This is a genomic window from Variovorax sp. LjRoot290, assembly GCF_964253985.1.
In the GTDB taxonomy this organism is placed as follows: domain Bacteria; phylum Pseudomonadota; class Gammaproteobacteria; order Burkholderiales; family Burkholderiaceae_C; genus Variovorax.
In genome coordinates, this window is the sequence record NZ_CAXURW020000001.1 from 3,979,861 (window position 1) to 4,004,285 (window position 24,425).

25 protein-coding genes are annotated in these 24,425 nt (G+C 67.3%); 10 read left to right on the plus strand and 15 right to left on the minus strand.

The window, feature by feature from the left end:
- Positions 1-1,581 (minus strand): xanthine dehydrogenase small subunit, encoded by a 1,581-nt coding sequence (gene xdhA, locus ACSQ9A_RS19805; RefSeq protein WP_436304848.1) that lies wholly within the window; start codon positions 1,579-1,581, stop codon positions 1-3.
- A gap of 239 nt (positions 1,582-1,820) precedes the next feature.
- Here xdhA and ACSQ9A_RS19810 point away from each other — a divergent pair, with 239 nt between their 5' ends.
- A complete protein-coding gene (locus ACSQ9A_RS19810) occupies positions 1,821-2,366 on the plus strand; it encodes an Rrf2 family transcriptional regulator (protein ID WP_436304849.1) in 546 nt (181 codons plus the stop codon).
- A gap of 152 nt (positions 2,367-2,518) precedes the next feature.
- On the opposite strand, the gene ACSQ9A_RS19815 is transcribed toward ACSQ9A_RS19810, so the two are convergent.
- A complete protein-coding gene (locus ACSQ9A_RS19815) occupies positions 2,519-3,118 on the minus strand; it encodes an ORF6N domain-containing protein (RefSeq protein WP_436304850.1) in 600 nt (199 codons plus the stop codon).
- Positions 3,119-3,224: 106 nt separating this feature from the next.
- On the minus strand, positions 3,225-4,136 hold the full coding sequence (locus ACSQ9A_RS19820) for a LysR family transcriptional regulator (RefSeq protein ID WP_436304851.1): 912 nt from the start codon (positions 4,134-4,136) through the stop codon (positions 3,225-3,227).
- A gap of 86 nt (positions 4,137-4,222) precedes the next feature.
- Between ACSQ9A_RS19820 and ACSQ9A_RS19825 the strand changes: the two genes are divergently transcribed.
- The 7 genes from ACSQ9A_RS19825 to ACSQ9A_RS19855 all read left to right on the plus strand — a co-directional run bounded on the left by ACSQ9A_RS19825 (position 4,223) and on the right by ACSQ9A_RS19855 (position 12,030).
- Complete coding sequence (locus ACSQ9A_RS19825) at positions 4,223-5,416, plus strand: PQQ-dependent sugar dehydrogenase (protein WP_212733615.1); 1,194 nt, start codon at positions 4,223-4,225, stop codon at positions 5,414-5,416.
- Positions 5,416-6,033 (plus strand): c-type cytochrome, encoded by a 618-nt coding sequence (locus tag ACSQ9A_RS19830; protein WP_436290937.1) that lies wholly within the window; start codon positions 5,416-5,418, stop codon positions 6,031-6,033. The genes ACSQ9A_RS19825 and ACSQ9A_RS19830 overlap by 1 nt, the downstream gene beginning before the upstream one ends.
- A 19-nt stretch (positions 6,034-6,052) precedes the next feature.
- Positions 6,053-8,206, plus strand: a complete 2,154-nt coding sequence (locus tag ACSQ9A_RS19835; protein WP_436290936.1) for a thiamine pyrophosphate-dependent enzyme — start codon at positions 6,053-6,055, stop codon at positions 8,204-8,206.
- 16 nt (positions 8,207-8,222) lie between these two features.
- On the plus strand, positions 8,223-9,830 hold the full coding sequence (locus ACSQ9A_RS19840) for an indolepyruvate oxidoreductase subunit beta family protein (protein ID WP_436304852.1): 1,608 nt from the start codon (positions 8,223-8,225) through the stop codon (positions 9,828-9,830).
- Positions 9,831-9,850: 20 nt separating this feature from the next.
- Positions 9,851-10,834, plus strand: coding sequence for a Bug family tripartite tricarboxylate transporter substrate binding protein (locus ACSQ9A_RS19845; protein WP_436290934.1), 984 nt, complete (start codon positions 9,851-9,853; stop codon positions 10,832-10,834).
- A gap of 23 nt (positions 10,835-10,857) precedes the next feature.
- A complete protein-coding gene (locus ACSQ9A_RS19850; protein ID WP_093102924.1) occupies positions 10,858-11,271 on the plus strand; it encodes an acyl-CoA thioesterase in 414 nt (137 codons plus the stop codon).
- 297 nt (positions 11,272-11,568) lie between these two features.
- Positions 11,569-12,030 (plus strand): hypothetical protein, encoded by a 462-nt coding sequence (locus tag ACSQ9A_RS19855; RefSeq protein WP_436304853.1) that lies wholly within the window; start codon positions 11,569-11,571, stop codon positions 12,028-12,030.
- A gap of 46 nt (positions 12,031-12,076) precedes the next feature.
- Here ACSQ9A_RS19855 and ACSQ9A_RS19860 read toward each other — a convergent pair whose 3' ends face one another.
- The 6 genes from ACSQ9A_RS19860 to ACSQ9A_RS19885 all read right to left on the minus strand — a co-directional run bounded on the left by ACSQ9A_RS19860 (position 12,077) and on the right by ACSQ9A_RS19885 (position 17,863).
- On the minus strand, positions 12,077-13,576 hold the full coding sequence (locus ACSQ9A_RS19860; protein WP_436304854.1) for a PhoX family protein: 1,500 nt from the start codon (positions 13,574-13,576) through the stop codon (positions 12,077-12,079).
- Positions 13,577-13,688: 112 nt separating this feature from the next.
- On the minus strand, positions 13,689-15,113 hold the full coding sequence (locus ACSQ9A_RS19865) for an 8-oxoguanine deaminase (protein ID WP_436304855.1): 1,425 nt from the start codon (positions 15,111-15,113) through the stop codon (positions 13,689-13,691).
- Positions 15,110-15,664 (minus strand): N-acetyltransferase family protein, encoded by a 555-nt coding sequence (locus tag ACSQ9A_RS19870; protein ID WP_436304856.1) that lies wholly within the window; start codon positions 15,662-15,664, stop codon positions 15,110-15,112. The genes ACSQ9A_RS19865 and ACSQ9A_RS19870 overlap by 4 nt, the downstream gene beginning before the upstream one ends.
- Before the next feature lie 28 nt (positions 15,665-15,692).
- Entirely contained in the window at positions 15,693-15,869 is a 177-nt protein-coding gene (locus ACSQ9A_RS19875; RefSeq protein WP_436304857.1) for a hypothetical protein, read from the minus strand.
- A 95-nt stretch (positions 15,870-15,964) separates the two neighbouring features.
- The gene (locus tag ACSQ9A_RS19880) at positions 15,965-17,347 is read right to left on the minus strand and encodes an amidase family protein (RefSeq protein WP_436304858.1); all 1,383 of its coding nucleotides are present in this window, start codon (positions 17,345-17,347) and stop codon (positions 15,965-15,967) included.
- A gap of 114 nt (positions 17,348-17,461) precedes the next feature.
- On the minus strand, positions 17,462-17,863 hold the full coding sequence (locus tag ACSQ9A_RS19885; RefSeq protein ID WP_436306330.1) for a surface-adhesin E family protein: 402 nt from the start codon (positions 17,861-17,863) through the stop codon (positions 17,462-17,464).
- Positions 17,864-18,088: 225 nt separating this feature from the next.
- Here ACSQ9A_RS19885 and ACSQ9A_RS19890 point away from each other — a divergent pair, with 225 nt between their 5' ends.
- Positions 18,089-18,565, plus strand: a complete 477-nt coding sequence (locus ACSQ9A_RS19890) for a DUF2147 domain-containing protein (protein ID WP_436290928.1) — start codon at positions 18,089-18,091, stop codon at positions 18,563-18,565.
- A 3-nt stretch (positions 18,566-18,568) separates the two neighbouring features.
- On the opposite strand, the gene ACSQ9A_RS19895 is transcribed toward ACSQ9A_RS19890, so the two are convergent.
- Genes ACSQ9A_RS19895 through ACSQ9A_RS19905 form a run of 3 tightly spaced genes read right to left on the minus strand, consistent with a single transcriptional unit; the run spans position 18,569 to position 20,064 of the window.
- Complete coding sequence (locus ACSQ9A_RS19895) at positions 18,569-19,405, minus strand: class I SAM-dependent methyltransferase (protein WP_436304859.1); 837 nt, start codon at positions 19,403-19,405, stop codon at positions 18,569-18,571.
- 15 nt (positions 19,406-19,420) lie between these two features.
- Positions 19,421-19,648, minus strand: a complete 228-nt coding sequence (locus tag ACSQ9A_RS19900) for a hypothetical protein (RefSeq protein WP_436304860.1) — start codon at positions 19,646-19,648, stop codon at positions 19,421-19,423.
- A gap of 29 nt (positions 19,649-19,677) precedes the next feature.
- Positions 19,678-20,064, minus strand: coding sequence for a RidA family protein (locus tag ACSQ9A_RS19905; protein ID WP_093102911.1), 387 nt, complete (start codon positions 20,062-20,064; stop codon positions 19,678-19,680).
- Between the two features lie 446 nt (positions 20,065-20,510).
- Here ACSQ9A_RS19905 and ACSQ9A_RS19910 point away from each other — a divergent pair, with 446 nt between their 5' ends.
- Positions 20,511-20,834, plus strand: a complete 324-nt coding sequence (locus tag ACSQ9A_RS19910; protein WP_436304861.1) for a hypothetical protein — start codon at positions 20,511-20,513, stop codon at positions 20,832-20,834.
- 136 nt (positions 20,835-20,970) lie between these two features.
- Here ACSQ9A_RS19910 and ACSQ9A_RS19915 read toward each other — a convergent pair whose 3' ends face one another.
- The 3 genes from ACSQ9A_RS19915 to ACSQ9A_RS19925 form a co-directional block, all read right to left on the minus strand.
- Complete coding sequence (locus ACSQ9A_RS19915) at positions 20,971-22,068, minus strand: IS5 family transposase (RefSeq protein ID WP_436304862.1); 1,098 nt, start codon at positions 22,066-22,068, stop codon at positions 20,971-20,973.
- Positions 22,069-22,327: 259 nt separating this feature from the next.
- A complete protein-coding gene (locus ACSQ9A_RS19920) occupies positions 22,328-23,638 on the minus strand; it encodes an IS1380 family transposase (protein ID WP_436304863.1) in 1,311 nt (436 codons plus the stop codon).
- A 238-nt stretch (positions 23,639-23,876) separates the two neighbouring features.
- Complete coding sequence (locus ACSQ9A_RS19925) at positions 23,877-24,284, minus strand: hypothetical protein (protein ID WP_436304864.1); 408 nt, start codon at positions 24,282-24,284, stop codon at positions 23,877-23,879.
- Positions 24,285-24,425 lie beyond the last annotated feature (141 nt).

Genomic DNA, 24,425 nt, shown 5'->3' on the forward strand with positions numbered 1-24,425 from the left:
TCAGACTCCTTGCAGGGCCGCATGGGGCATCACGCTCCAGACGCTGGTGGCTTCCACCGGCAGCGGGTCGGTGGTACGCGTTTCGAGCCACAGCCGCTGCAGCAGGTTCTGCGCCACCTGCAGGCGATAGTCGGCACTGGCGCGCATGTCGGTCAGCGGCTTGAAGTCCTGCGCCAGCGCAAGCTTGGCCGCGTTGACGCTGGCCTGCGTCCAGGGTTTGCCGACCAGTGCCGCCTCGGCCTGCGCGGCACGCTTGACGACCGCAGCCATGCCGCCGAAGGCCAGGCGCACCTCCTTCACCACGTCACCGTCGAGCGCGATGGAAAAACCGCCGCACAGGGCCGAGATGTCGCAGTCGAAACGCTTGCTGATCTTGTAGGCGCGCACCTGGCGCTGCATGGCTGCGAGCGGCACCACGAGCCCTTGCACGAACTCGCCGGGCTCCAGGCGGTTCTTCATGTAGTCGACATAGAAGTCGGGCAACGGCATGCGGCGCACCCGCTCGCCGCGGCGCAGCTCGATCTCGGCGTCGAGCGACATCAACACCGGCGGCGAATCGCCGATCGGCGAACCGTTGGCGACGTTGCCGCCCATGGTGCCGGCGTTGCGTATGGGCGGCGAGGCAAAGCGCAGCCAGACGTCGGTCAGGCTGGGCAGGCGTCGTGCCAGCGCGCCGAAGGCGGCCTCGAGCGAAGCGCCGGCGCCGATGTAGAGCGCATCCCCGCGCTCTTCCACCACCTTCATCTCCGCGACGTCACCGACGAAGATGATGTCGCCCAGGTCGCGGAACTGCTTGTTGACCCACAGGCCGACGTCGGTCGAGCCCGCGAGCAGCTGCGCCGCGGGCTTGGCTTCGCGCAGCGCGGCCAGGTCGGCCAACGTGGTCGGGGCGTGGAAGTGGTCCATGCGCTGGCCCAGCGGCGCGGCGTAGTCGAAGCTGTTTTCGTGCTTGAGGCTGGCGAGCGCGGTGACGACCGGCTCGGCGTCGAGCCGCACGCCGGGCAGGTCGAACATGCGCTGGCCGGCATCGAGAATCGGGCGGTAGCCGGTGCAGCGGCACAGGTTGCCCGAGAGATCGTCGGCCAGCTGCTGGCGCGTCGGCCGCGTGCCCCCGGCCTGGTGGTGTTCGTAGGTGGACCACAGCGACATCACGAAGCCCGGCGTGCAGAAGCCGCACTGGGAGCCGTGGCAGTCGACCATGGCCTGCTGCACCGGATGCAGGCGCGTCACCGCGTGCTTGTCGTGCTGCGCGGTGTCGCGGCCCTTGCTGCATTGCGCCTTGAGGTCTTCGACCGTGAACAGCGCCTTGCCGTGCAGCGTGGGCAGGAACTGGATGCAGGCATTCACCGTCGAGAGGCGCAGTCCGCCCACCGCATTCGCCTCGCCGGCTTCGGCCAGTTCGCCGATCACCACGGTGCAGGCACCGCAGTCGCCCTCGTTGCATCCTTCCTTGGTGCCGGTGCAGCGTGCGTCCTCGCGCAGCCAGTCGAGCACCGAACGCGTCGGATGCACGCCGCTCACGTCGACGATCCGGCCGCGGTGGAAGAAGCGGATGGGTTGGGTGCTCGGGGTCATGCTCATGCTCGTGGGAGGCAACTCGTGGTGGCGATCAAAAACCGTGCCTGCGAAGTTAGTCCTTTCACAAGCCGCATGCATACCATCGTGCCCATATGGCCTATGTGGGGGCCGGTATGTGACGCCCGGGAAAACCCTTGGTCGAGGCGCGAGCCAGCCGAGCCGACGGCTAAGATCCGCGCTCCACGTCCCGCCGGGACACTTCGGCCTCCAAGGGTCGAACGCAAACGAAAGAAGAACATTCGATGCGACTCACCACCCGAGGTCGTTTCGCCGTCAGCGCGATGATCGACGTGGCCCTCCACGGACAGGCGGACCCGGTCAACCTGGCCAGCATCAGCCGCCGCCAGCAGGTGTCCCTCTCCCATCTGGAACAGCTGTTCGGCAAGCTGCGCCGCCACGGTCTGGTGGTGTCGACGCGCGGGCCCGGCGGCGGCTACTCGCTCGGCCGCAAGGCTGCGGACATCAGCGTGGCGGACATCATCTTTGCGATCGACGACCCTGCCGCCGCCGAGGCGGCGAAGCAAGGGCGAGCCGCAGCTCCCGGCCACCCGAGCCGCTATGCGACGGACCAACTCTGGGCCTCGGTGAACCGTTGCGCCGTCGAGTTCCTCGATGCCGTCACACTCCAAAGCCTGGTCGACGAACAGATCGCGAGCGGCGTGCAGCCCGAAAGCAAGCAGGCCGAGCGGCGGGCCCCGGCCTCTTCCGCGCGAGCCAAGCCACTGCTTCCGGACACGCCCAACTCGGTCTTCGCGCTGGGGCGGATGCTGACGACGAAGCGTTCGTGAGACGCTCGAACACGCCTCTCCCCCCATCTGCCCGCCCTTGAGCACGATCTTCACCAACCTGCGCGACCAGCGCGAGGTGCTGGCCGGCGTGGAGCGCACGCGCAGCCCGGTGATCTTCAGGGAGAACCTGCCTTGAGGAGGCGGGTTTGGCTCTACCTCTTGCTTTTGCCTCGCGAACTCTTCGCGTTCTTCTTCTCCTGGGGCGGCACAAATCCGATGGTCCGTTTCGGCGGTTCAGGGTGGGCGGTAAGTTCGCGCAACGCATCGAAAAGCTGGCGCAGTTGAACGCGCGTGTTACGACTAAAGGCGTCATGCTGCATCGCGATCAACTCGGTTTTTTCCTCCAACGCATCGAGGCGTTTGGCCAAGTCTGCGTGACTGCGAGCCAGTTCGCGCAATTGCACAAACGCCCGCACCACATAGACCGATACGTCCACCGCACGCGGGCTGCTCAGCAAGGTCGCGGTCATGATCGCGCCGTGTTCCGTGAACGCCAGCGGCAACTTGCGCCGGCCACCCCAGCTTGATGTCGCAAATTGCGACTTCAAGCTGGTGTACTCCTCACGCGTCAGCTCGAAAATGAAATCCTTCGGGAAGCGCTCTCGATTGCGGCGCACCTGCTCATTGAGGCGGCGCGTGTCTACGCCATACAAATCGGCCAGATCGCTGTCGAGCAGCACCTTCTGCCCGCGCAAGACGAAGATGCGCTGCGTGATAGCTTCGAGCGCAAGCGACGGCCCCGCGGCGCTCATGAGGCCGCCCTGACAACGGACAAACGCTTTCCGGTGACAACAGTCATTTTTCTTTACTCCCTGCCGTCTGAAATCGCGCAGGTCCGAGCATAGCGGCAAGCCCGCCTCACCCCTCCCCGAACAACTCCCTCATCACCCCCCTGAGCCAGCTGTTCGCCGGATCCGCCTCGAAGCGCTTGCTCCAGTGCAGCGACACGGTGAAGTCGCGCAGCGGAAAGGCCGGCTCGACGATGGCGTAGCCGCCCTCTTCCGCGAAGCCGCGCGCGATGTTGCGCGGCATCACGACCGCCAGGTCGGTGGCGCGCACGATGGCCGGCAGCACCATGAAGTGCTCGGTGGTCAGGCGCACGCGGTCCTCGAGGTTGAGCAGTTGCAGGATGCGCAGCGTTTCGGCATGCGTGCGCACCGCCACGTACTCCAGCTTCTGCAGCGCCTCCAGCAGCGCTTTGCCGCTGCGCCGCCCGCGCGTGAAAGGATGGCCCTTGCGCAGCAGCACGATGTAGCGGTCCTTCAGCAGATGGACGCGCTGCGTGTCGCGCACCTTGGGCAGGAAGCCGAAGGCGAAGTCGATGCGGCCGCTGTCGAGCGCGGGCGCGATCTCGGTCGGCGCGAGCGGCAGGGTCTCCAGCCGCACGCCGGGCGCGAGCTCGCCCAGGCGCGCCATCAGCGCGGGCAGGAAGCGGCCCTCGCCGATGTCGCTCATGTGGATGCGGAAGGTCTTGCGCGAGGCCGTGGGCTCGAAGCGGTCGGGCTCGTTGAGCGCCTCCTCCAGCGTGCCGAGCGCCGACTGCACGGCGATCGCCAGCCGCTCGGCGCGCGGCGTCGGCGCCACGCCGCCGGCGGTGCGCGTGAACAGCGCGTCCTCCAGCAGCAGCCGCAGCCGGCCCAGGCCGTGGCTCGCGGCCGGCTGGGTGAGGCCGAGCGAATCGGCGGCGCGGCTCACGCTGCGCGCGCGGTAGACGGCGTCGAACAGGCGCAGCAGGTTCAGGTCGATGGTGTCGATATGCATGGCATTCATGTCGCTTAGCTCGATTATTTTATTGAACCCGGGCCGCATGCGTCCCACACTCGCCGCTTCGAACAACGTAGAAAGGAGACATCGCCATGCCGAAGACCCGCTCGTTCTGTGCAATGGCCGCGCTGCTGTGCGCCGCCCTCTCCGCCACGGCCCAGCAGCCGCCCGCCGAAGAGCCGGGTTGGGCCAAGGGCCGCCCGAAGACCGAGGCCGCCACGCGCATGGCGCCGGTGCCGGCCTTCCCGATTCCGACCCCGGCCGACAAGCTGCCGACCGCCAAGTTCAAGCTGCCGCCGGGCTTCAAGGTCGAGACCTGGGCCTCGGGCGTGCTCGACGCCCGCGAACTCCGCCAGGGCGCCAACGACACCGTGTTCGTGAGCACGCTGTTCGTCGCCAACAAGGTCTATGCGATCACTCCCAAGGGCAACGCGCGCGAGGTCAAGACCATCATCGACAAGATGGAGAAGGCCACCGGCCTCGAGTACCACAAGGGCGCGCTCTACCTGGCCACGCACAAGCAGATCCTGCGCTACGACAACATCGATTCGAAGCTGGACAACCCCGGCACGCCGGTCGTGCTCTACGACAAGCTGCCCGGCGGCGAGGACCACAGCTGGAAGTACCTGCGCATCCACAAGGACAAGCTCTACTTCGCGATCGGCGCGCCCTGCAACATCTGCGACCCCGGCGAGTACGCCAAGATCTATCGCATGAACCTCGACGGCAGCGGCATGGAGACCATCGCGAGCGGCGTGCGCAATACGGTGGGTTTCGACTTCGACCCGAAGACCGACCGGCTCTGGTTCACCGACAACGGCCGCGACTGGATGAGCGAGGACCTGCCCAACGACGAGCTCAACGTCGTCACCGGGCCGAACCAGCACTTCGGCTATCCGTTTTGCCACCAGGGCAACATCGCCGATCCGGAATTCGGCTGGGGCAAGTCCTGCGGCGACTACACGAAGCCCGCCGCGCTGCTCGGGCCGCATGCCGGTTCGCTGGGCCTCAACTTCTACCGCGGCAAGATGTTCCCGGCCAAGTACCAGGGCGCGATGTTCATCGCCCGCCACGGCCCGTGGAACCGCACGATCAAGTACGCCGACGTCGCGGTCGCCTGGCCCGACGGCAAGGGCGGCGCCAAGGTCGAGCCCTTCATGACCGGCTTCGTCGAGAACAACAGCTACCTCGGGCGCCCGGCCGATTTCCTGGTGCTGAAGGACGGCTCGCTGCTGGTGAGCGACGACCACGCGGGCGCCATCTACCGCATCAGCTACGGCAAGTGATGAGAGGAACGCGAACCTTCGCATTCACGGCAGCAGCGACAGCGTTTCTCTGGCTCGCGGCGCCGGCCGGCGCCCAGGCCCCTTCGGCGGGCGCGTACGCGCAGCGCTACGCGGCGCTGTGCGTGGCCTGCCACGGCGCCAACGGGCGCAGCGAGATGCCGGGCACGCCGGTGCTGGCCGGCCAGCACTCCTTCTACGCGATCACGCAGCTGTTCCTGTTTCGCGAAGGCCGGCGCGCGAACGAGGCCATGACCGCGGTGGCCAAGACCATGAAGGACGATGACCTGCGCGGCTTCTCCGATTTCATCGCCACGCTGCCGCCAGTGCCTGTGCCGGCACCGGCGACGCCGCCCGATGCGGCGCGCATGACCCGTGGCCAGGCCCTGGCGCAGGAACACAAATGCGTGTTCTGCCATGGTGCCGATTTCAGCGGCGGCCAGCAGGTTCCGCGCATCGCGCAGCAGCGCGAGGACTACCTGCAACTCACGCTGCGCGAATTCAAGTCCGGCAAGCGCGTCGGCTACACGATGGCCATGGCCGAGGCGGTCGGCCGCATCCCGAACGAGGACCTGGACACCCTCGCCTACTACCTGGCCCGCTTCCCGGGCCGCAAGTAATCCCCACGAGAGAAGACCTTTGGAAGTTTCATTCAGCAAAGAGATCGAGGCCCTGCGCCTCGGCGCCGGCGACACCTTTCATGGCGAGGGCATCCTCGCGATCACCAAGGGCCTGCTGCAGTCGGGCGTGGCCTACGTCGGCGGCTACCAGGGCGCGCCGGTCTCGCACCTGCTCGACGTGATGGTGCAGGCCAAGCCCTACATGGACGAGCTGGGCGTGCACGTTGAGGCCTGTTCCAACGAGGCCTCCGCCGCGGCGATGCTCGGCGCCTCCATCCACTACCCGCTGCGCGGCGCCGTAACCTGGAAGTCCATCGTCGGCACCAACGTGGCGGCCGATGCGCTGTCCAACCTGTCTTCGCCCGGCGTCAAGGGCGGCGTGCTGATCGTGGTGGGCGAGGACTACGGCGAAGGCGCCAGCGTCATTCAGGAGCGCACCCATGCCTATGCGCTCAAGTCCAGCATGTGCCTGCTCGATCCGCGGCCCGACCTGGGCGTGATGGTCAACATGGTGGAGCACGGCTTCCGGCTCTCGGAATACTCCAACATGCCCTGCATGATGGAGCTGCGCATCCGTACCTGCCACGTGCGCGGCAGCTTCGAGTGCAAGAACAACCTGCCGCCGCTGATCTCGACGCGCGCGCTGATGGAAGAGCCGGCCGGCTTCGACTACATGCGGCTCGCGCATCCGCCCGTCACCTTCCGCCACGAGAAGCTGAAGGGCGACGAGCGCTTGCCGGCCGCGCGCCGCTACATCGCCGAGAACCAGCTCAACGAGCTGATCCCCGGCACGCATGCCGACCTCGGCATCGTGGTGCAGGGCGGGCTCTACAACGCGCTGATCCGCAGCCTGCAGCAGCTCGGCCTGGCCGACGCCTTCGGCGCGACCGACATTCCCCTGCTGGTGCTCAACGTCGCCTACCCGCTGGTACCCGAACAGGTGGCCGACTTCTGCGTGGGCAAGCGCGCGGTGCTGGTGGTGGAAGAAGGCCAGCCCGAGTACATCGAGCAGGAGATCGCGACGCTCTTGCGCCGGCGCGACATCCAGACGCCGCTGCACGGCTGCGACATGCTGCCGGCCGCCGGCGAATATGGCGTCGAGGTGCTGGCGACCGGCCTCGGCCGGTTCGCGCAACGCTACCTGCCGCAGCATGCACAGGACTCGGCCCAGGGCTGGCTCATGGGCAACCGCGACCGCCGCGCCGCGGTGGCCACGCAACTCGAGGCGCCGCTGCCGGCCCGCCCGCCGAGCTTCTGCATCGGCTGCCCCGAGCGGCCCGTGTTCGCCGCGCTCAAGCTCGCGCAGCAGGACAGCGGGCCGGTGCACATCGCGGCCGACATCGGCTGCCACGCCTTCGGCACCTTCGAGCCCTTCTCGATGGGCCACTCGATCCTGGGCTACGGCATGAGCCTGGCGAGCCGCGCGGGCGTGTCGCCGATGATGCAGCGCCGGGCGCTGTCGATCATGGGCGACGGCGGCTTCTGGCACAACGGGCTGCTCACCGGCGTGCAGAGCGCGCTCTTCAACGGCGACGACGCGGTGCTCCTGATCTTCAAGAACGGCTACACCTCGGCCACCGGCACGCAGGACATCATCTCCACGCCCGATGACGAGATGAAGGCGCATGCGGTCGACAAGCAGCAGAGCCTGGTCGACAAGAACCAGACCATCGAATCGACCCTCAAGGGCCTGGGCGTGCAGTGGCTGCGCACCGTGCACACCTACCACGTCGAGAAGATGCGCAAGACGCTCAACGACGCCTTCACGAGCGACTTCAACGGCCTCAAGGTGATCATCGCCGAGGGCGAATGCCAGCTCGAGCGGCAGCGCCGCATCAAGCCCTGGATCGCCAGCCTGTTGAAGAAGGGCGAGCGCGTGGTGCGCGTGAAGTACGGCGTCGACGAGGACGTGTGCAACGGCGACCATGCCTGCATCCGGCTCTCGGGCTGCCCCACGCTCACCATCAAGGACAACCCCGATCCGCTCAAGGTCGACCCGGTCGCGGTGGTGATCGACGGCTGCGTCGGCTGCGGCCTGTGCGGCGAGAACGCGCATGCGGCCACGCTGTGTCCCAGCTTCTACCGCGCCGAGGTGGTGCAGAACCCGAAGTGGCACGAGCGGCTGCTGCACTCGCTGCGCGGTGCCATCGTTCGCGCATTGCAACCCGCGTGAGCTCCACATGACCACGATGAACCGAACCCAACCCATCACCCTGCTCGTCTGCGCCCTCGGCGGCGAAGGCGGCGGCGTGCTCACCGAATGGCTGGTCGATACGGCGCGTCATGCCGGCTACGCCGCGCAGAGCACCTCCATCCCCGGCGTCGCGCAGCGCACCGGCGCCACCACCTACTACATCGAGGTCTTTCCGGTGCCGCTGGCCGAACTCGGCGGGCGCCGGCCGGTGTTCAGCCTGAGCCCGGTGCCGGGCGCGCTCGACGCCATCGTCTCCTCGGAGCTGCTGGAGACCACGCGCCAGATCGGCAATGGCATGAGCGCACCGCAGCGCACGCTGGTCATCACCTCCTCGGGCCGCACGCTGACCACGGCCGAGCGCATGCAGCCCGGTGACGGGCGCGCCGATGCCCAGCGGCTGCTCGATGTGGTCAAGGCCTTCAGCCGCGAGCACCATGTGTTCGACATGGGCACCGCGGCGCGCGAGGCCGGCACGGTGGTCAGCGCGGTGATGCTCGGCGCGATCGCGGGCAGCGGGCTGTTCCCGTTCCCGCGCGAGGCCTACGAGCAGGTGGTGCGCGGCGGCGACACCAGCGCGCCCGAGAAGCTCAACAAGATGGCGACGGCCAGCCTGCGCGGTTTCGCGAAGGCCTTCGACATCGTCGGCATGCCGCGCGCGCAGGCCGCGCTGGTGACGCGACTGCTGTCGAGCGGAGGCGACGAAGCGCCAGTGCAGCCCACGCTGAGCGCCGAGTTGGCACGCGCCTTCCCGCCGCCGGTGCACGACATGCTCGCGCTCGGCCATGCACGGCTCGTCGACTACCAGGACGACGCCTATGCCGGGCTCTACCTCGAACGCCTGCAGCAGGTGCTGGCCGCCGAGCGCGCGTCCGACCCTGCGGGCGCCAACGGCTTCGCGGTCACGCGCGAGATGGCGCGCTGGCTCGCGCTGTGGATGGCCTTCGACGACATCGTGCGCGTGGCCGAGCTCAAGAGCCGCGCCAGCCGCACGCAGCGCGTGCGCAACGAGGTCAAGGCCGGCGAGGACGACATCGTCAAGGTGTATGACCACTTCAAGCCCGGCGCACCCGAATTCGCGGCGCTGCTGCCGGCCTCGCTGGCGCACCGCGTCGCGGCCTGGGACCGGCGAAGGAAGACGCCCTTCGCCCTGCCGCTCAAGGTCGGCAGCCACTCGGTCGCCGGCATGGCCTCGCTGCGCGTGCTGGCCTCGCTGCGCTGGCTGCGCAAGCGCGGCAGCCGCTTCGCCGAAGAACAGGCGCTGATCGAACGCTGGCTGGCTGCCGTCGTGCAGGGCACCCGCACCGATTGGCGTCTCGGCCACGACATCGCGCTGTGCGGCCGGCTCATCAAGGGCTACGGCAGCACCAACGAGCGCGGCAAGCGCAATCTGCTGCACGTGATCGATCATCTGGCCGTGGCGCCGCTGCCCGACGGCTCGCCGGCCGCGCGCGCGGCCGCGATCGCCGCGGCGCGCGAAGCGGCATTGGCCGACGAGGCCGGCACCGCGCTCGACGCCACGCTGGTGCGCCACGGCGCGCCGCCCAGGCCGGTGATCGCGCAGCCGATCCGCTGGATGAAGCGCCCGCCGGCGGCGACCCCCTGAACAACATGAGGAGACGAACGATGACAACACCAAGATCCCGGCGCGCCCTGCTCGCCCTGCTGCTGGCCACCGCCGCCGCGGCGCCCGCGGCCTACGCGCAAGGCAGCGCCTGGCCTTCGAAGCCGATCAAGATCGTCGTGAACTTCCCGCCCGGCGGCGCGGCCGACCAGATCGCACGCGCGGTATCGCTGCCGCTGCAGGAAGCGCTCGGGCAGCCGGTGCTGATCGAGAACCGCGGCGGCGCCAACGGCAACATCGGCGGCGAGGTCGCGGCGCGGGCGCCGGCCGATGGCTACACGCTGCTCATGAGTTCGGGCGGCATGGTGTCGGTCAACCCGCACATCTATCCGAAGATGGCCTTCGACCCCGCCAAGGACCTGATGCCGGTCGCCGCGGCTGCGCGCGTGCTGGTGTTCCTGGTGACCAAGCCCTCGCTGCCGCCGGAGAACATCAAGGACTTCATCGCCTACGTGAAGGAGCGCCCCGGCAAACTCTCCTACGGCTCGCCCGGCACCGGCAGCTCGCCGCACCTCGCGGGCGAGATGTTCAAGAGCCAGACGGGCCTGTACGCGGTCCATGTGCCTTACCGCGGCGCGGCGCCGGCGCTGCAGGACCTGCTGGCCGGCCAGCTCGACTACTACTTCGACCCGGGCATCGGGCTCGCCCAGGTGCGCGCCGGCAAGCTGCGCCTGCTGGCCGTGGGCAGCCCCAAGCGCTCGCCGCTGTTCCCCGATGTGCCGACGCTGGACGAAGCCGGCCTCAAGGGCTTCGATGCCGACACGGTGTTCGGCTTCTACGCGCCGGCCCGAACGCCGCCCGAGATCGTGACCCGGCTCAACCGCGAGATCAACCGCATCCTCGCGATGCCGGCAGTCAGGGAACGTATCGCCAGCCTGGGCGGCGAAGCGCTGCCCGGCACGCCGGCCGCTTTTCAGGAGCGCATCGCAGCGGATTCCACGCGCTTCGCTGCCATCATCCGCGAGCGCAAGATACTTGCGGACTAGAACCCCGCCTGAGCCTTCACCGCATGAGCCCCCAAGTCATCTACACCGTGCGCGTCGAGTTCGGGGACTGCGACCCGGCCGGCATCGTCTGGTTTCCCAATTTCTTCCGCTGGATCGATGCGGCCTCGCGCCACTTCTTTGCCGAGCGCGGCGTGCCGCGCTGGGAAGAGACGGCACAGACCCTCGGCGTGATCGGCACGCCGCTGGTCGATACCCACACGCGCTTCGTCAAGAGCGCGAGCTATGGCGACACGCTGTCGATCGCGGTGGCCATTCCCGAGTGGCGCGACAAGAGCTTCCTGCAGACCTACCGCATGAAGCGCGGCGAAGATCTGATCCTCGAATGCGAAGAGGTGCGCATCTTCGCCGCCACGCGCGAAGGCGGCGGCATCCGCGCGGTGCCGATCCCGCCGGAGATCCGACGGCTCTGCGAGTAGGCCCCGCGCCCAGCTCAAGCAGACGGATGCGCTCGGCCACTGCGCCAAGCGCATGGGCCTCGCGTAATGATTTCGTGCCAATCGGATTCATCGTTTTGGCCATTCGCTGCCGCGGATGTGCCGCCTAAACTGCAAAACGAATACCCGACAACGCCAGACTCGGCCCCTCGACGGTCAATCGCTTGGGCAGAGCGAGGGAATTCATCCCCTGGCCCCCCAGGTCTTTGGGGACGTCAATAAAATCCGTGTCGACGACCCCCGCCAAGAGCTGCGCACTTCGCCTAACTTTGATCCCCAATGCCCGAGATTGACTTGACTGCGCAAACAGCAGCGGTTCGCAGTGTTCTAGCCACCCATGGAATTCGCCGCGCATTGGCGCTGCTCAATGACAGGACGCAGTACCGATACACGGCCATCTACAAGTTGAGCGGCAATGCGTTGCGGGCAGAGCACGTCTTCGATCGCTCCTCTGAATACCGCACCTGGTTGAAAGCCGTTCCCCTGGACAAGAGCTTTTGCCAACACGCGATCGAGGAGGGCGAATTCACGACCAGCCACGTCTCCAAAGACAAGTCCTTGATGAGCTACCGCCCTTATGTCGGTCTTGTCGAGTCGTACTACGGGCGGTTGCTGATACGCGATTCCGGGACGCCCTATGGCACGTTCATCCATTTCGATCTGGAGCCTCGCAGCATCGACGCGCAGGAGGTCTCGTTTCTCCAGCAAGTGACGCCGCTGTTTCTCGATTACCTCGAGTGAGTTGCGAGCAGGCGCGAACAGCTCCGCGCCAAGCCGGATAGCGGCATCAAAGCGGGCCGCGTGCCCAAGGCCCCCAGATCGCGAACGTGATACCGGGCGATTGCACGTTCACAAACAGTACCTTGCCCGCCGGATCGAAGCAGGCTCCGCAGAACTCGCTGCTGCGGTAGTCGCCCGGCGCGACCATCTTGCCGGCCGAAGCGATCTGATCGGCGCCGAGGTTCACGTTGTGGCGCGCGAACACGAAGCTGGCGCCGTCGGGCGTCAGGCCGACCAGGCGCTCGATGCGACCCTGGCCTTGGTCGTCGACGCCGCCGCCGTCCTCGCAAAGCAGCACGCCGCCGCGCGGGCTGATCGTGATGTTGTCGGGGTTGTTGGCGGCCACCGCGTCGAGCGACACGAAGACCGCCTTGAGCATGCCCGTGGCCAGGTCGTACTCCCACACCGCGCCTTCGCCGTTGCCGCCCGCGCCGGCGGCGTTCACGCCGGTGGCGGTGTCGACGATGAACAGCTTGCCGTCGCGATACCAGATGCCTTCGCCGCGCGCCATGCGCAAGCCGCCTTGCGCCCAGCCCTGCGCGAACGGGCCGGCCACCGGAGTGGTGCCCACAAAGCCGGGCAGCGCAATCGACGCCGGGTTCGCATCGGGATCGGCGATGTCCACCCATTCGAGGCTGTGCGTGTCACCGGTCGAGGCGACATTGAGGTCGGCGTTGGCCTTGCCGACCACCTTGGCCATCTGCAGCTTGCCGCCCGCTTCATAGCTGCCCGGGCGGCCGCTCGCATCGCTGGGGATGAAACGATAGAAGCCCGACTTGTTGCGGTTGTCCTCGGTGAGGTAGGCGAAGCGCGTCTTCGGGTCGACGGCGACGGCCTCGTGGCTGAACCGGCCCATCGCGACGATCGGCTTGCCCGTCGTCTCGGCCGCGTTGGCGCGCACCTCGAACACGTAGCCGTGCTTCTTGCCGCCTTGCGACTCGAGATTGCTGCCGGTCTCTTCGCAGGTGAGCCAGGTGCCCCAGGGCGTGGGGCCGCCGGCGCAGTTGGTGAGGGTGCCGCCCAGGCTCGCCTCCATGCCGAGCCACTGGCGGCCCTTGAAGCGCAGGTTGGTGGTTCCGCCGCCGGCAAATCGGCCGTTCACGCTGCTCGAGGCGGTGTCGTACATTGCCGGCGCCTGGATCAGGCTCGTCGACTGGCCGCGCTCGTGGTTGCGCACCAGCACCACGTCGACGCTGTTGCCGCGACCGTACGAGGCGATCACCGCCATGCCGTCGTGGTTGCTCGGGCAGGGCTGGCCGTTGTCCATCTGGTCGCCGGTCCAGCCGTAGGAACGGTAGGCGAAGCCTTCAGGCAGCTGCAGCAGCGGCAGGCCCGTGGCTTCGTCGAGCGCCGGCGCGACTGGACCGTACGGGCTGGCGACGAGGCCGGTGCTGCCGGTGGCGGCGTTGGCGTTTCGAGCCTGCAGCGCCTGCATGGTGCCGATGAACGAGAGGACCGCAACCGAAGTCGAGCCGCGCAGAAAACCGCGGCGGGAATTTAACGACATGAGAGCTCCTGGGGGTGTGGGGTTCCCGCATTGGAGAGTGTCGCGGTGTCAGCGCCGTTACAGCGGCTGTCGCGAGTGCAATCAGGTAACTGAAACGGCACTGAGCGCCTGCCTATGCAATATGCGGATGACGCGCACGTTCGAACAGCGCACGCGCCAGCTTGCGGTGCCGCGCCAGCAGGGGTTTCAGTTCGAGCTTCTCGAACGCCCCTTCGCGGATGACGACAAGGCCGTTGATCACGCTCAGCGCCACCGAGCCCGGCTGGCAGAACACCAGCGCCGCCACCGGATCGTGCCCCGCGCCGGCATGCCCGACGTCCTGCAGATCGAAGGCCACGATGTCGGCCGACATGCCGGGCGCCAGCGCACCGATGTCGTCGCGGCCCAGCACGCGGGCGCCGCCAAGGGTGGCGATCTCCAGCGCCTCGCGCGCCGTCATGGCTGCGGGGCCGTAGCCCACGCGCTGCAGCAGCATGGCCTGGCGCGCCTCTCCCAGCAGGTGGGCGCCGTCGTTGGAGGCGCTGCCGTCCACGCCCAGGCCCACCGGCACGCCGGCGCGGCGCATGGCGCCGATCGGCGCGATGCCCGAGGCGAGCCGCATGTTGGAACAGGGGCAGTGCGCCACGCCGGTGCCGGTGCGGCCGAAGAGCGCGATGCCCGCCTCGTCCAGCTTCACGCAGTGCGCGTGCCAGACGTCGCGGCCGACCCAGCCGAGGTCTTCGGCGTACTGGGCCGGCGTCATGCCGAACTTCTCGCGCGAGTAGGCGACGTCGTTGTCGTTCTCCGCCAGGTGCGTGTGCAGCGAGACGCCGCGCTCGCGCGCGAGTTCCGCCGACAGGCGCATCAGCTCGCGCGAGACCGAGAACGGCGAACAGGGCGCGAGCACGATGCGGCGCATCGCATGGCGCCCCGCGTCGTGGTACCGGCCGATGAGCCGTTCGCTGTCGGCGAGGATCGCCTCCTCGCTCTCGACCAGCTCGTCGGGCGGGAGGCCGCCGAGGCTCCTGCCCACGCTCATGCTGCCGCGCGCGGCATGGAAGCGCATGCCCATCGCCTCGGCCGCCGCTATCGAATCGTCGAGGCGCGAGCCGTTGGGAAAGAGATAGAGGTGGTCGCTGGTGGTGGTGCAGCCCGAGAGCATCAGCTCGGCCATCGCGGTCTGCGTGGAGACGCGGATCATCTCGGGTGTGATCCGGGCCCACAGCAGATAGAGATTCGTGAGCCAGCCGAAGAGCTCGGCGTCCTGCGCCTCGGGCACGGCGCGCGTGAGGCTCTGGTACATGTGGTGGTGCGTGTTGACCAGGCCGGGCATCACGACGTGGCCGTGCAGGTCGATGGCTTCAGCCTGGCCGCTTCGCAGCGCATCGACGTAGGCTGCGGGCAACTCGGCCGTAGCGCCCACCCAGGCGACCGCGGGGCCTTCGATCACCACCGCGCCGTCGGCGATCTCGCGCCGCGCGGCGTCCATGGTGACCAGCACCTCGGCATGGCGCAGGATCAAGGGGCGTGGGCGTGGTGGTGTCGCGGAGGTGCTCATGTCATGTTTCCATCCGGCGGCGCCGGCATCAGCGCCAGAACATAGCGCAGCTCGCTCACGCGCGCGCCGCCGATCGTGAACTCGCGCGCCGCGGCCGGGTCCGGCGTGAAGCCCGCGGCGGCATAGAAGCGCCGGGCGCGCTCGTTGCCGGCCAGCACCCACAGGCTGACCGAGGTGCAGGTCTCGGCACGCATGCGCTCCAGCGCGGCGAGCCACAGCGCACGGCCGGTGCCCTGCGACCAGCAGGCGGGCGCCAGGTAGAGCGCCCAGACCTCGGCAGTGCCGGGCGCCGCGTCCTTGTCGCGCGAAGGGCCGAAGGCGACGAAGCCCGCCACCCGGCCGTCGGCCATGGCCACGAGCAGTTGCGGCGCGCCCTTGACCACGGCCTCGCGCCAAGCGGTCTCGCGCCCGTCGACCGAGAGCGCGGCCAGATACTCGGCGGAAATCAGTCCGGCGTAGGCCTGCTGCCAGGAAAGAACGTGGACTTCCGCGATCTCGCGGCAGTGCGCCAGCGCGGCCGGTTCGATGTGCGCGGGGGCTGCGGATTTCATGGACCCATTGTGCGGGTCGCGGATCTCCCTAGGCGCCGCTCTGCATCGCCTGGTTGACGCGCTGAAGCTCCTGGGCCAGCCGCATGGCCTCGGCGCGCGCGGAGCGGACGCCGCGCTGCAGCAGGAAGAACTGCTTGGCATAGGCGTCCGTCAGGCGCGTCCACTGTTCGAAGGACGCGTCCACGCACGCCGAAGATTGATGCACGATTGGCTGCCTCACCATCACTTGGTTCTTACCGGGTTGCGGAGTGGCCGTGATTCCACCAGATGAACGTGTAACGGCCGTGACGCGATGCCGGATCAGCCCTCGAATCCCGGCGGCACAACAAAGCCGCCGAACTCGCGCTCCACCAGTTCGGCAAAGGCAAGGGTCGTGCGGTCCTCGAGGTACGGCCCGACGATCTGCATGCCGACCGGCAGGCCGTCTTCGGCCAGCCCGATCGGCATCGCGGTCGCCGGCAAGCCGGTGAGCGTGGCGACGCTGGCCCAGACCGACTGGGCGCCGTAGGGGATCGCTTGCCCGTCGACCACGATGCGCCGCTTCTCCATCTCGCCGTGGTCGTGCGCAAATGCGGTGGTGGGCAGCACGGGGCAGAGGATCACGTCGAATTCCACGAAGAACTGCCGCCACTGGTGCGCGAAGACGGCACGTGCGCGGTCGGCATGCACCCAATCGCGATGGCTGATCGAGTCGGCATCGGGCATGTCGGCGCCGACCAGGGCCTCCACCAGCGTGCCCCAGGTGGCGGCCAGCCGCGCCAGGTCCGGCAGCAGCGGACTCGTGCGCGCGATCCTGCAGCCGGCTTTGGCGAGCCGCTCCGCCATGCGGTCCAGCGCGGCGCGCACGGCCTGCGAAGCGGGCAGTTGCGGATGGGTGTCGAGCACCAGCACGCGGAAATCCGCCAGCGCGCCGTGGCGCGCGGCCGGCAGCGCGAGCCGCCAGGCCGCGGCCCGGTCATCGTCCGGGCCGGCCGTGAGGTCGAGCGCCAGCGCCAGGTCGCCCGCGCTCCGGGCCATGGGGCCGACCACGGCAAGATCGACATCGGCGCTCACCGACAGCACAGGCGTGCCCGGCGGCGCGAAGCCGCGCATCGGCACCAGGGCGTGCGTCGGCTTGTGCGCGAAGATGCCGCAGCAATGCGCCGGCACGCGCAGCGACCCGGCCAGGTCCGAACCGAATTCGAGCGACACGTAGCCTGCCGCCAGCGCCGCGGCCGAACCGCCGGACGAGCCGCCGGGCGTGCGGCCCTCGTCCCAGGGATTGCGCGTGAAGCCGTAGAGCGGGTTGTCGCTCTGCCAGTCCGCCAGATGCAGCGCGAGGTTGGTCTTGCCGATCAGCACGGCACCCGCGGCCTTGAGGCGCCGGACCACCACCGCATCCTCGGGCGCCAGCGCCTTCCCGGTGCCGGAAATGCCCCAGGTCGTCGGCAGGCCCGCGACGTTGAAGGCCTCCTTGACGGTGAACGGCACGCCCAGCAGCGGACGCCGCTCGCCGCGCGCCAGCGCCGCATCGGCCGCTTGTGCCGCGGCACGCGCGCGTTCGAAGTCGCGCACGGCGACGGCATTGATCTGGCGGTCGAAGCGCTCGATGCGCGCAATCGACCGCTCGAGCAGTTCGACGGCCGACACCTGCCGCGCCTGCAGGGCGGCGGCGGTTTCGCGAGTGCTTTGGTAGTAGTCCATGGGTCGCCTGCCGGATGAGTCGCACATGGCCCCATGGTGCGCCGGCCTTCGCTGTCCGGCTTGATCCCTCTTGCGCTGCGCTTGACGAATCTTGCGCAGTTCGGGGTGTGCTGCCTAGATGCTGGGGCGACAGGCCGCGCGGACGATGCGCTGGGTGGGATTCGGCTCGATGTTGCGAAACAGCATGGGACGCGGATTGCCCACATAGTCCACGGTCTTGTGCGACGCGCCCTGCCACAGCGGCTCCAGGTAGTAGCTCGCGTACAGGTAGCTGGCCTTGCCGGCCCGGCAATCGAAGACAACCCGCGACTCGTAGGAGCGGTAGGGAACGCCGTCCCAGTTGATCCGCGGCTCCGAGCGGCTCACGCGCACGTGCATGGTCTTGAAGTCACCCGCGGTCTTGATCGCCACCGGGTCGACCTGGACCGTGTTGACGGAGGCATCGTCCGGATTGCCTGTCACAGTGAACCAAGCGGTCTGGGCCTGCGCGGCGGCAGGAGTCAGGGCGAGCAACACAAACCACCTTCTCACACCGAATCCTTTGCTGTCGATGACCGTAACGATTCTAGGGCCGCGTGGGCTTCGGCGCAGAACACGTAGCCCTCGCGATGCGCGTTTGTATCGCTCTTTGTCTGGGGGCCGGCTGGACATGCAAGGTGACGAAACGCCTCGCGGGAGACACACGCGCGATACGACCGCACTCTCCAATAACCCTCGTCTTCCAACACTCCGGAGCCCGACATGACTCTCTTCTCCCGCCCTGCCTTTCTCGCACTGAGCCTGGCCTTGACCGTCATGCACGCAGCTGCGCAACCCGCCGCGGCTGCCGACCCGCGCGGCCGCTGGATCACCGCCAACGGCAACCTCGAAGTCGAGGTCGCGCCCTGCGGCGCCGCACTTTGCGGCACGGTCACCCAGGTGCTGGGCAACCGCTCCATGAGCCGCGAGGGCGCGGCCATGGAAGCCGCCGATGCACGCCCCGCGCTGGGCATGACGATCCTGCGCGATTTCGCGCCGGTCGACGGCGGCGATGCCGCCCGGCCGCCCACGGAATGGAGCGGCGAGATCTACAACCGCGAGAACGGCAAGACCTACCGCTGCCACATGACGGTCAGCACCGCCGAGCAGCCCGCGGGCGAACTGGTGCTGCACGCGTATGTCGGCATTCCGCTCTTCGGCAAGACGCAGCGCTGGTCGCGCGTGGTCGCCGCGCAATGACCCTCAGAAGCTGTAGCGCAGCAGCCGGCCGAGCCTGCCCAGGGGCGGGACCATGGCAAACACCCGCACCGCCATCCGCGCCGGCCACGACATCCTGGCGATCTGCTGCGGGTCATAGCCGCTCGGGCCATAGGCCGTCAGATCGGTCAGCAGTTTCATCTTGGGGATGCGGCGTTCGAGCTCGTGCGGATCGTCGATGCTCCAGCGCAGGGTGGCGCCGGTGGCTCGCACCGACCGGTGGTAGCGCACGAGTTGCAGGCCGAGCCGGCTGAAGCTGTCGAAGGCCACATGGCCGCCCGGAAAATGCCGCGTGAGCCGCGCGAGCAGTTGCGGCACCGCGTCTTCGGCGAGGTACATGAAAAGCCCTTCGGCGACGACCATGGCCGGACGGTACGAGGGCACCGAGGCCAGCCAGCCGGGCTCGGTGACCGACGCGCCGATCAGGGCGTAGTTCTCGCGCTCCGGATAGAGGCGCCGGCGCAGCGCGATGACCTCCGGATAGTCGACGTCGATCCATCGGATGGTGGGCGGCGGGTTGATCCGGAACACGCGGCTGTCCAGGCCGCAGCCCAGATGCAGCACCGTCGCTCTCGGATACTTCGCAATGAATTCGCGGGTCCAGCCATCGAGGATGTGGGCGCGCATCGCAAGCCCGATCATGTCGTCGCGACTGACCTGCAGTTTGGAAAAGTCGTAGTCGATGCGGCTCATTGCCTCGGCCGCGAAGTGGTCGTGCAGCAGCGAATCGGGCAGCCGACTCTCCTCGCCCTTGGCATAGAGCGTGATGAGGAGGGTTTCTTTCTCCCGGGTGAGAGTGACTTTCTCGGTGGTCACTGCCATCGCGCGAAGCCGGGTTCAGGCGGCCGCGGCCAGCGTCAGCACGCTCGCGTAGCCGGGCTGCGTTTCCATTCGTGCGGTCACACCCCGGCGCTCGAGCAACCGGTGCGCCACCATCGCCGCACCGATCACCGCCCAGCAGTGCGCCACCACCCACAGCCCTCTCCACGACGAGCGCGCGGTAAGCGCCTGCCATTCCTCGGTGCTGAAGAAGTCTTCCGGCTGGGCGCGGGGAGCAACGGCCACGGGTGTCTCCTGAAAGAGCGCGATACCGGCTATTTTGCAGCCATTGCCTCGATCTCGAGCTTCCAGCGCGGATCGAGCAACTGCGAACAGACCACCGTCAGCGACACGCGATGGTCGCCCAGGTATTTGACGCGCAGGCGCACGTTCGCCTCGTCGAACTCGGGCGCGGCCAGGTAGGTGCGAACGGAGACCAGGTCCCGGTAGTCCATGCCGGCCGATCGCAGGATGGTCCCCATGTGGGTCCAGATCAGATCGCCCTGCTCCTCGAAGGACTCGGGCATGGTGATCCCGTCTGCGAGGTAGCCGTTGAGTCCGCTGATGACCAGAAGGCGCGAATCGCCCCTGATCTCCATGGCATGGCTGTAGCAGCGGTAGGGAGGAAACACGCCCTCCGGGTTGTGCTGGATCACCGTCATCGGGATTCGTCCTTTCCATTCACGCGGTGCTTTCGATGTTTCTCGCCATGCGGCCGAGCTTAGCGTCGGTAGCCATGGTGATTCCGAACTGAAGCGAAAGCATCCGGCTCGGGGCCGCCCTGGGTGATCGTCCAGTATTTTGCAGGTCCGCGCTCCAACGCAAGCCCAAGATGGAGGATGTCAAGGCCGCCTTCGGGCAGGCAAACTGGCTCCGCACCCATGCGCGAGGAAGTCCATCATGAATGCCCATCGAACTCGAGCTTCTGCGGTCGCGGCAACGGCCTGCTCGCTTCAGTCCACTTCGTGTGCACGGGGCCGACTGTAGCCGCTCGAAGCTACGCATCGTCGCCCTCGACTACGGCTTTTGCGTCGCTCGCGACTCATGACTAGACTGATCGTGTGCCCGTCGGGCTATGGCCGATCTACAAAGCGCTAAGGAGGCCTCAATGACTAACGCTCGGGTTTTGTTGACGCTCGCAGTGCTGGCATTTGGGGTGCCCACGGTGAGCGCCGAGAAGCTTGAAGTGAAATGTGAGTATTGGCACAAGCGCTTGGGTCAGCTTGACGACAAAACGAACCGCATTGACCTGGACGCACGAACTTGCAACGGGCAGCCATGCACGATCTCCGACACTGAGCTCAAGTGGCAAGAGGAAGCCGGTCGTGCCGATTTGAGAATTGATCGCGTCGCAGGCGAGGGTACGGTCAGCTATCTATCGGACGTGATCGCTGATCAGAAGAACTGCAAGACCACCAAGACGGGGCCCTAGCAGGCTGCTGAAGTACCAGGCACGCCGAAGGCGCCCAGCGCACTGAAGACGGCATTCTTGTGATTTCGGCGTCCCAAGTCCGCTGCCATCCCTGTTTCCCCCGTTTTGAGGCGCGTTTGGGGCTCTCACTGGCCCGCTACGCGGCCAACGGACGGACTTCTGCCAAGGTCCGCATGCGCACCAAGTTGTAGGCGGCCATCGTCAGCACGAACAACTGGTCGACTTTCTTGATGCCGCGCACCATCACCTGCCGGATGGGGCCGACGAACTTGGCCCAGCCGAAGCCTTGCTCGATGAGCTTTCGCTTGCGCTGCGAGATCGCATAGCCCTCGCTCCGAGCGATCTCGTCGGCCACCGCCGAGCGACGCCCCGATTTGTTCTGCGCCACGTGCGGCGTGACCTTCATGCGATGCAGCGCCTCGATGAACTCGGCCGCGTCATAGCCCTTGTCGGCGCCCAGCGTGACCTCGGTATCCGGACTCGCGGTGGCTTGACGTGCGTCCCTGATCATGACCTTGGCCGCTTCACGCTCGGCAAAGCCGTCGGCCTGCGTGACCATGGCGTTAACGACCAGGCCGTGACGGTTGTCGGTGAGCGTGTGTCCCATGTAGCGCAACTCGCTGGCAGTCTTGCCCTTGCGGTACAGCCTCGAATCGGGATCGGTCTTCGACTCGTGCGTTTCGTTGCTGCGTCGCTGCCCCTTGAAGTCCCCGCCGCTGGCGCCATCGTCGTCACCGTCCTTGCCAACGAAGCTCTTGTGTCCGGCCCAGGCCTGGATCAGCGTGCCATCGACGCTGAAGTGCTCTCCCGACAACCAATCCTTGTTCTCCGCCGTCTCCAGCACTTCGTTGAAGAAGGCGACGACCGCGTCGTGCTCAATCAGGCGCTGGCGGTTCTTACTGAACACCGTCGGCACCCACACCGCGTCGTCCATCGCCAGGCCGATGAACCAGCGAAACAGCATGTTGTATTGCGTCTGCTCCATGAGCTGGCGCTCCGAGCGGATGCTGAACAGAATCTGCAACAGCATCGCGCGAAGCAGCTTCTCCGGCGCGATGCTCGGGCGGCCGCCCTTGATGTCGGCCTCGTACATCCGAGAGAACAACTCGTCCATCTTGGCCAGCGCCTCATTGACCATCACCCGGATGCGGCGCAGCGGATGGTCGGCGGGAACGAAGTCGTCCAGCCGTCTCATGGTGAACAAACCTTCGGTGAATGTGTCAGGGCCGCGCATCGGAGCAGGTTTTGTGGGTCTGCAAAGACAACGCCCCAGGCCTACTTACGGGGGACTTTCGAATGAGGTATTTCAGCAGCCTGCTAGCCCGGATATTTCACCAGCAGGCCGATGTGCCGTCGACCGAGCCTGCTGAGGGCCATTGAGCGTGGTCTTGCGTGCAGTGTGAGCTACTGGATGGAGTGGCGGCTGTTTTTGGGCACACGACCCCCTTACCCCCGGTGTTTGTCAGCGTGCCGGGGACAGCACTGGATGGATTTCAGGGGGCGAGGGCCTGCGCTGCGCTCAGGAAGACGCTGCGCAGCGGGTGGTGCGAAGCCAGCAGTACCCGCACACGGCGCGTGTTGCGCACGATGGCCGCGCCGATCTTCAGCAGGCGCACGCGGATCGTGGCCGCGGCGGCGCGTTCCAGCTCGGTGTCCTTGAGAGCGAACTCGCGCAGCCGTTGCATCAGCGTGTAGGCCAATGCGGCCAGCAGCAAGCGCAGCTGGTTGGCCGCGAAGCGGTGGCAACTTGCCCGCGTGCCAAACAGATCGAGCTGAGCCTCCTTGATGCGGTTCTCGGCCTCGCCGCGGGCGCAGTACAGCCGCTCATACAGCTGTATGGCATCGCCCTGAAGATCGGTCACCACGAAGCGCGGGTTGTTGCCCTGGCTGCCGTGCTCCAGGCGCGTGATCACGCGCCGTTCGATGTCCCAGCTGTCGGCCGCGTAGACGAACTCGTCGATCAACCGCTGCTTGGCGCCGGTGCGCGCGTACTCGTCGGCGAGCATCGCCTCGGCGTACTGCACGGTCGCCTCCAGCCGCGCGTTGCGCGCCAGCCCGATGATGTAGTTCACGCCCGAGCGCTCGCACCAGCGCAGCAATCTCTGGCGACAGAAGCCCGAGTCACCGCGCACGATGATCCGCGCGTCGGGCCACGCCTGGCGCAGCCGCTGCACCAGCAGCTTGATCACCGCCGCGGCGTTCTTGGCGCCATCGATGCGGCTGCGCCGCAAGACGCATGCGAGCATGGCTTGGCCGCAGAACACGTACAGCGGCAGATAGCAGTGGTGGTCGTAGTAGGCATGGAACTCGCAGCGCTCCTGGTCGCCGTGCAAGGGCACATCCGAGGCGTCGATGTCCAGCACCAGTTCTTCGGGCGGGCTCTTGTGGCTGGCGATGAACTGCTCGATGAGCACGCCATGCAGCGCCACTGCCTGCGCTCGCGTGGCCCCGGTCTCCAAGCGGCTGAGCGTGGGCGAACTCGCCAGCGCATCGACCCGGCCCACAGCGGTCTGCATCAGCAGATCGTCTCTCAAGGTGTCGTGGTCGTTGAGGTCTTCGTAGCCGCAGCACAAGCCGTAGATGCGTTGGGCGAGCAGGTCGCGCAGGCTGTGCGTGATGCGTGCCGGATCGCGTGCATCACTGAGCACGGCCGCAGCCGCTCGGCTCAGACCGATACGTTCGTCAACGCGACGCAGCAGCAAGACCCCGCCGTCCGAACCGATGTCCCCGCCCTCGAAGTTGGCCTCGATGACCCGCCGACCCACACGCCCCAAATCAATCGTCCCATCGGTACACTTTGGCATCGGCAGTCCTCGGTTGAAATTGGCGTCAGATACCAATGTCAACGCGCTCCGGCACGAGGCTGCCGACCCTCTACTGGTGAAATTTCCGGGCTAGGGGGCGTTGTGCTTGCCCCTGCCTGCGCGCACGGAAGCCGTCCGATCACTGGCTGCGTTCGCAGTCCGAGGAAGTCGCTCCCGATCCAGGACGCGACCCTGGTCGTCGAGCGCGAAGTTCAGCGCCTTCTTTGGACAGTTTTTTCTACGGGATAGCCTGCGAACGCGGGCTGTGAACGTCGGGCTCTCTGCGGCGGTGGTCGTACACGCGTTCGTTGTTATCTTCGTCGCCGTCAATATATGAGACAGTGATTCCGTCGAGGTCGGCAAGTGGCTGCAGGAAGTCGACAAACTGCGATGCCGTGATGCCTTCGGCCTTGATTACGTCCCAATGCTTGAACAGGATGGACCTCAGCGCAGCTTGCTGCGCTTCTGCATCGTTTGCGGGTGACCAAGGCTTGTCGATCATGGAAGGGGGGATGTCTGCGCTACCGTTTTGGCGAAGCAAGTTCGCCGCCGCGAGCGTCGTTCGATCCTTCGGGGCGCAAGATCCCGTAGGACAGGCATCCAGATTGCGAGGCACCATCTCGAGGCCCTCATCGCGATGATCCATGGCCGAACCTCCTGGGAGTTCTCACTAGACTCCGGGCGCTATCGTAGGGTCGGCAGCGCAGGCATGCCGGCAAATCGCGGTTCGGTCCTACGCTGAAAGAGTTCGTTTCTCGCGAATCTGGGCGGTGGGGGCTGATTCACG

Coding starts and splice junctions, on each gene's coding strand:
- ACSQ9A_RS19860 (WP_436304854.1), bottom strand. CDS start 13,576: ATGTCGTTAAATTCCCGCCGCGGTTTTCTGCGCGGCTCGACTTCGGTT.
- ACSQ9A_RS19895 (WP_436304859.1), bottom strand. CDS start 19,405: ATGGCAGTGACCACCGAGAAAGTCACTCTCACCCGGGAGAAAGAAACC.
- ACSQ9A_RS19855 (WP_436304853.1), top strand. CDS start 11,569: ATGCCCGAGATTGACTTGACTGCGCAAACAGCAGCGGTTCGCAGTGTT.
- ACSQ9A_RS19925 (WP_436304864.1), bottom strand. CDS start 24,284: ATGGATCATCGCGATGAGGGCCTCGAGATGGTGCCTCGCAATCTGGAT.
- ACSQ9A_RS19890 (WP_436290928.1), top strand. CDS start 18,089: ATGACTCTCTTCTCCCGCCCTGCCTTTCTCGCACTGAGCCTGGCCTTG.
- ACSQ9A_RS19820 (WP_436304851.1), bottom strand. CDS start 4,136: ATGAATGCCATGCATATCGACACCATCGACCTGAACCTGCTGCGCCTG.
- ACSQ9A_RS19905 (WP_093102911.1), bottom strand. CDS start 20,064: ATGACGGTGATCCAGCACAACCCGGAGGGCGTGTTTCCTCCCTACCGC.
- ACSQ9A_RS19810 (WP_436304849.1), top strand. CDS start 1,821: ATGCGACTCACCACCCGAGGTCGTTTCGCCGTCAGCGCGATGATCGAC.
- ACSQ9A_RS19850 (WP_093102924.1), top strand. CDS start 10,858: ATGAGCCCCCAAGTCATCTACACCGTGCGCGTCGAGTTCGGGGACTGC.
- ACSQ9A_RS19840 (WP_436304852.1), top strand. CDS start 8,223: ATGAACCGAACCCAACCCATCACCCTGCTCGTCTGCGCCCTCGGCGGC.
- ACSQ9A_RS19915 (WP_436304862.1), bottom strand. CDS start 22,068: ATGCGCGGCCCTGACACATTCACCGAAGGTTTGTTCACCATGAGACGG.
- ACSQ9A_RS19870 (WP_436304856.1), bottom strand. CDS start 15,664: ATGAAATCCGCAGCCCCCGCGCACATCGAACCGGCCGCGCTGGCGCAC.
- ACSQ9A_RS19920 (WP_436304863.1), bottom strand. CDS start 23,638: ATGCCAAAGTGTACCGATGGGACGATTGATTTGGGGCGTGTGGGTCGG.
- ACSQ9A_RS19815 (WP_436304850.1), bottom strand. CDS start 3,118: ATGAGCGCCGCGGGGCCGTCGCTTGCGCTCGAAGCTATCACGCAGCGC.
- ACSQ9A_RS19825 (WP_212733615.1), top strand. CDS start 4,223: ATGCCGAAGACCCGCTCGTTCTGTGCAATGGCCGCGCTGCTGTGCGCC.
- ACSQ9A_RS19910 (WP_436304861.1), top strand. CDS start 20,511: ATGACTAACGCTCGGGTTTTGTTGACGCTCGCAGTGCTGGCATTTGGG.
- ACSQ9A_RS19880 (WP_436304858.1), bottom strand. CDS start 17,347: ATGGACTACTACCAAAGCACTCGCGAAACCGCCGCCGCCCTGCAGGCG.
- ACSQ9A_RS19845 (WP_436290934.1), top strand. CDS start 9,851: ATGACAACACCAAGATCCCGGCGCGCCCTGCTCGCCCTGCTGCTGGCC.
- xdhA (WP_436304848.1), bottom strand. CDS start 1,581: ATGAGCATGACCCCGAGCACCCAACCCATCCGCTTCTTCCACCGCGGC.
- ACSQ9A_RS19830 (WP_436290937.1), top strand. CDS start 5,416: ATGAGAGGAACGCGAACCTTCGCATTCACGGCAGCAGCGACAGCGTTT.
- ACSQ9A_RS19865 (WP_436304855.1), bottom strand. CDS start 15,113: ATGAGCACCTCCGCGACACCACCACGCCCACGCCCCTTGATCCTGCGC.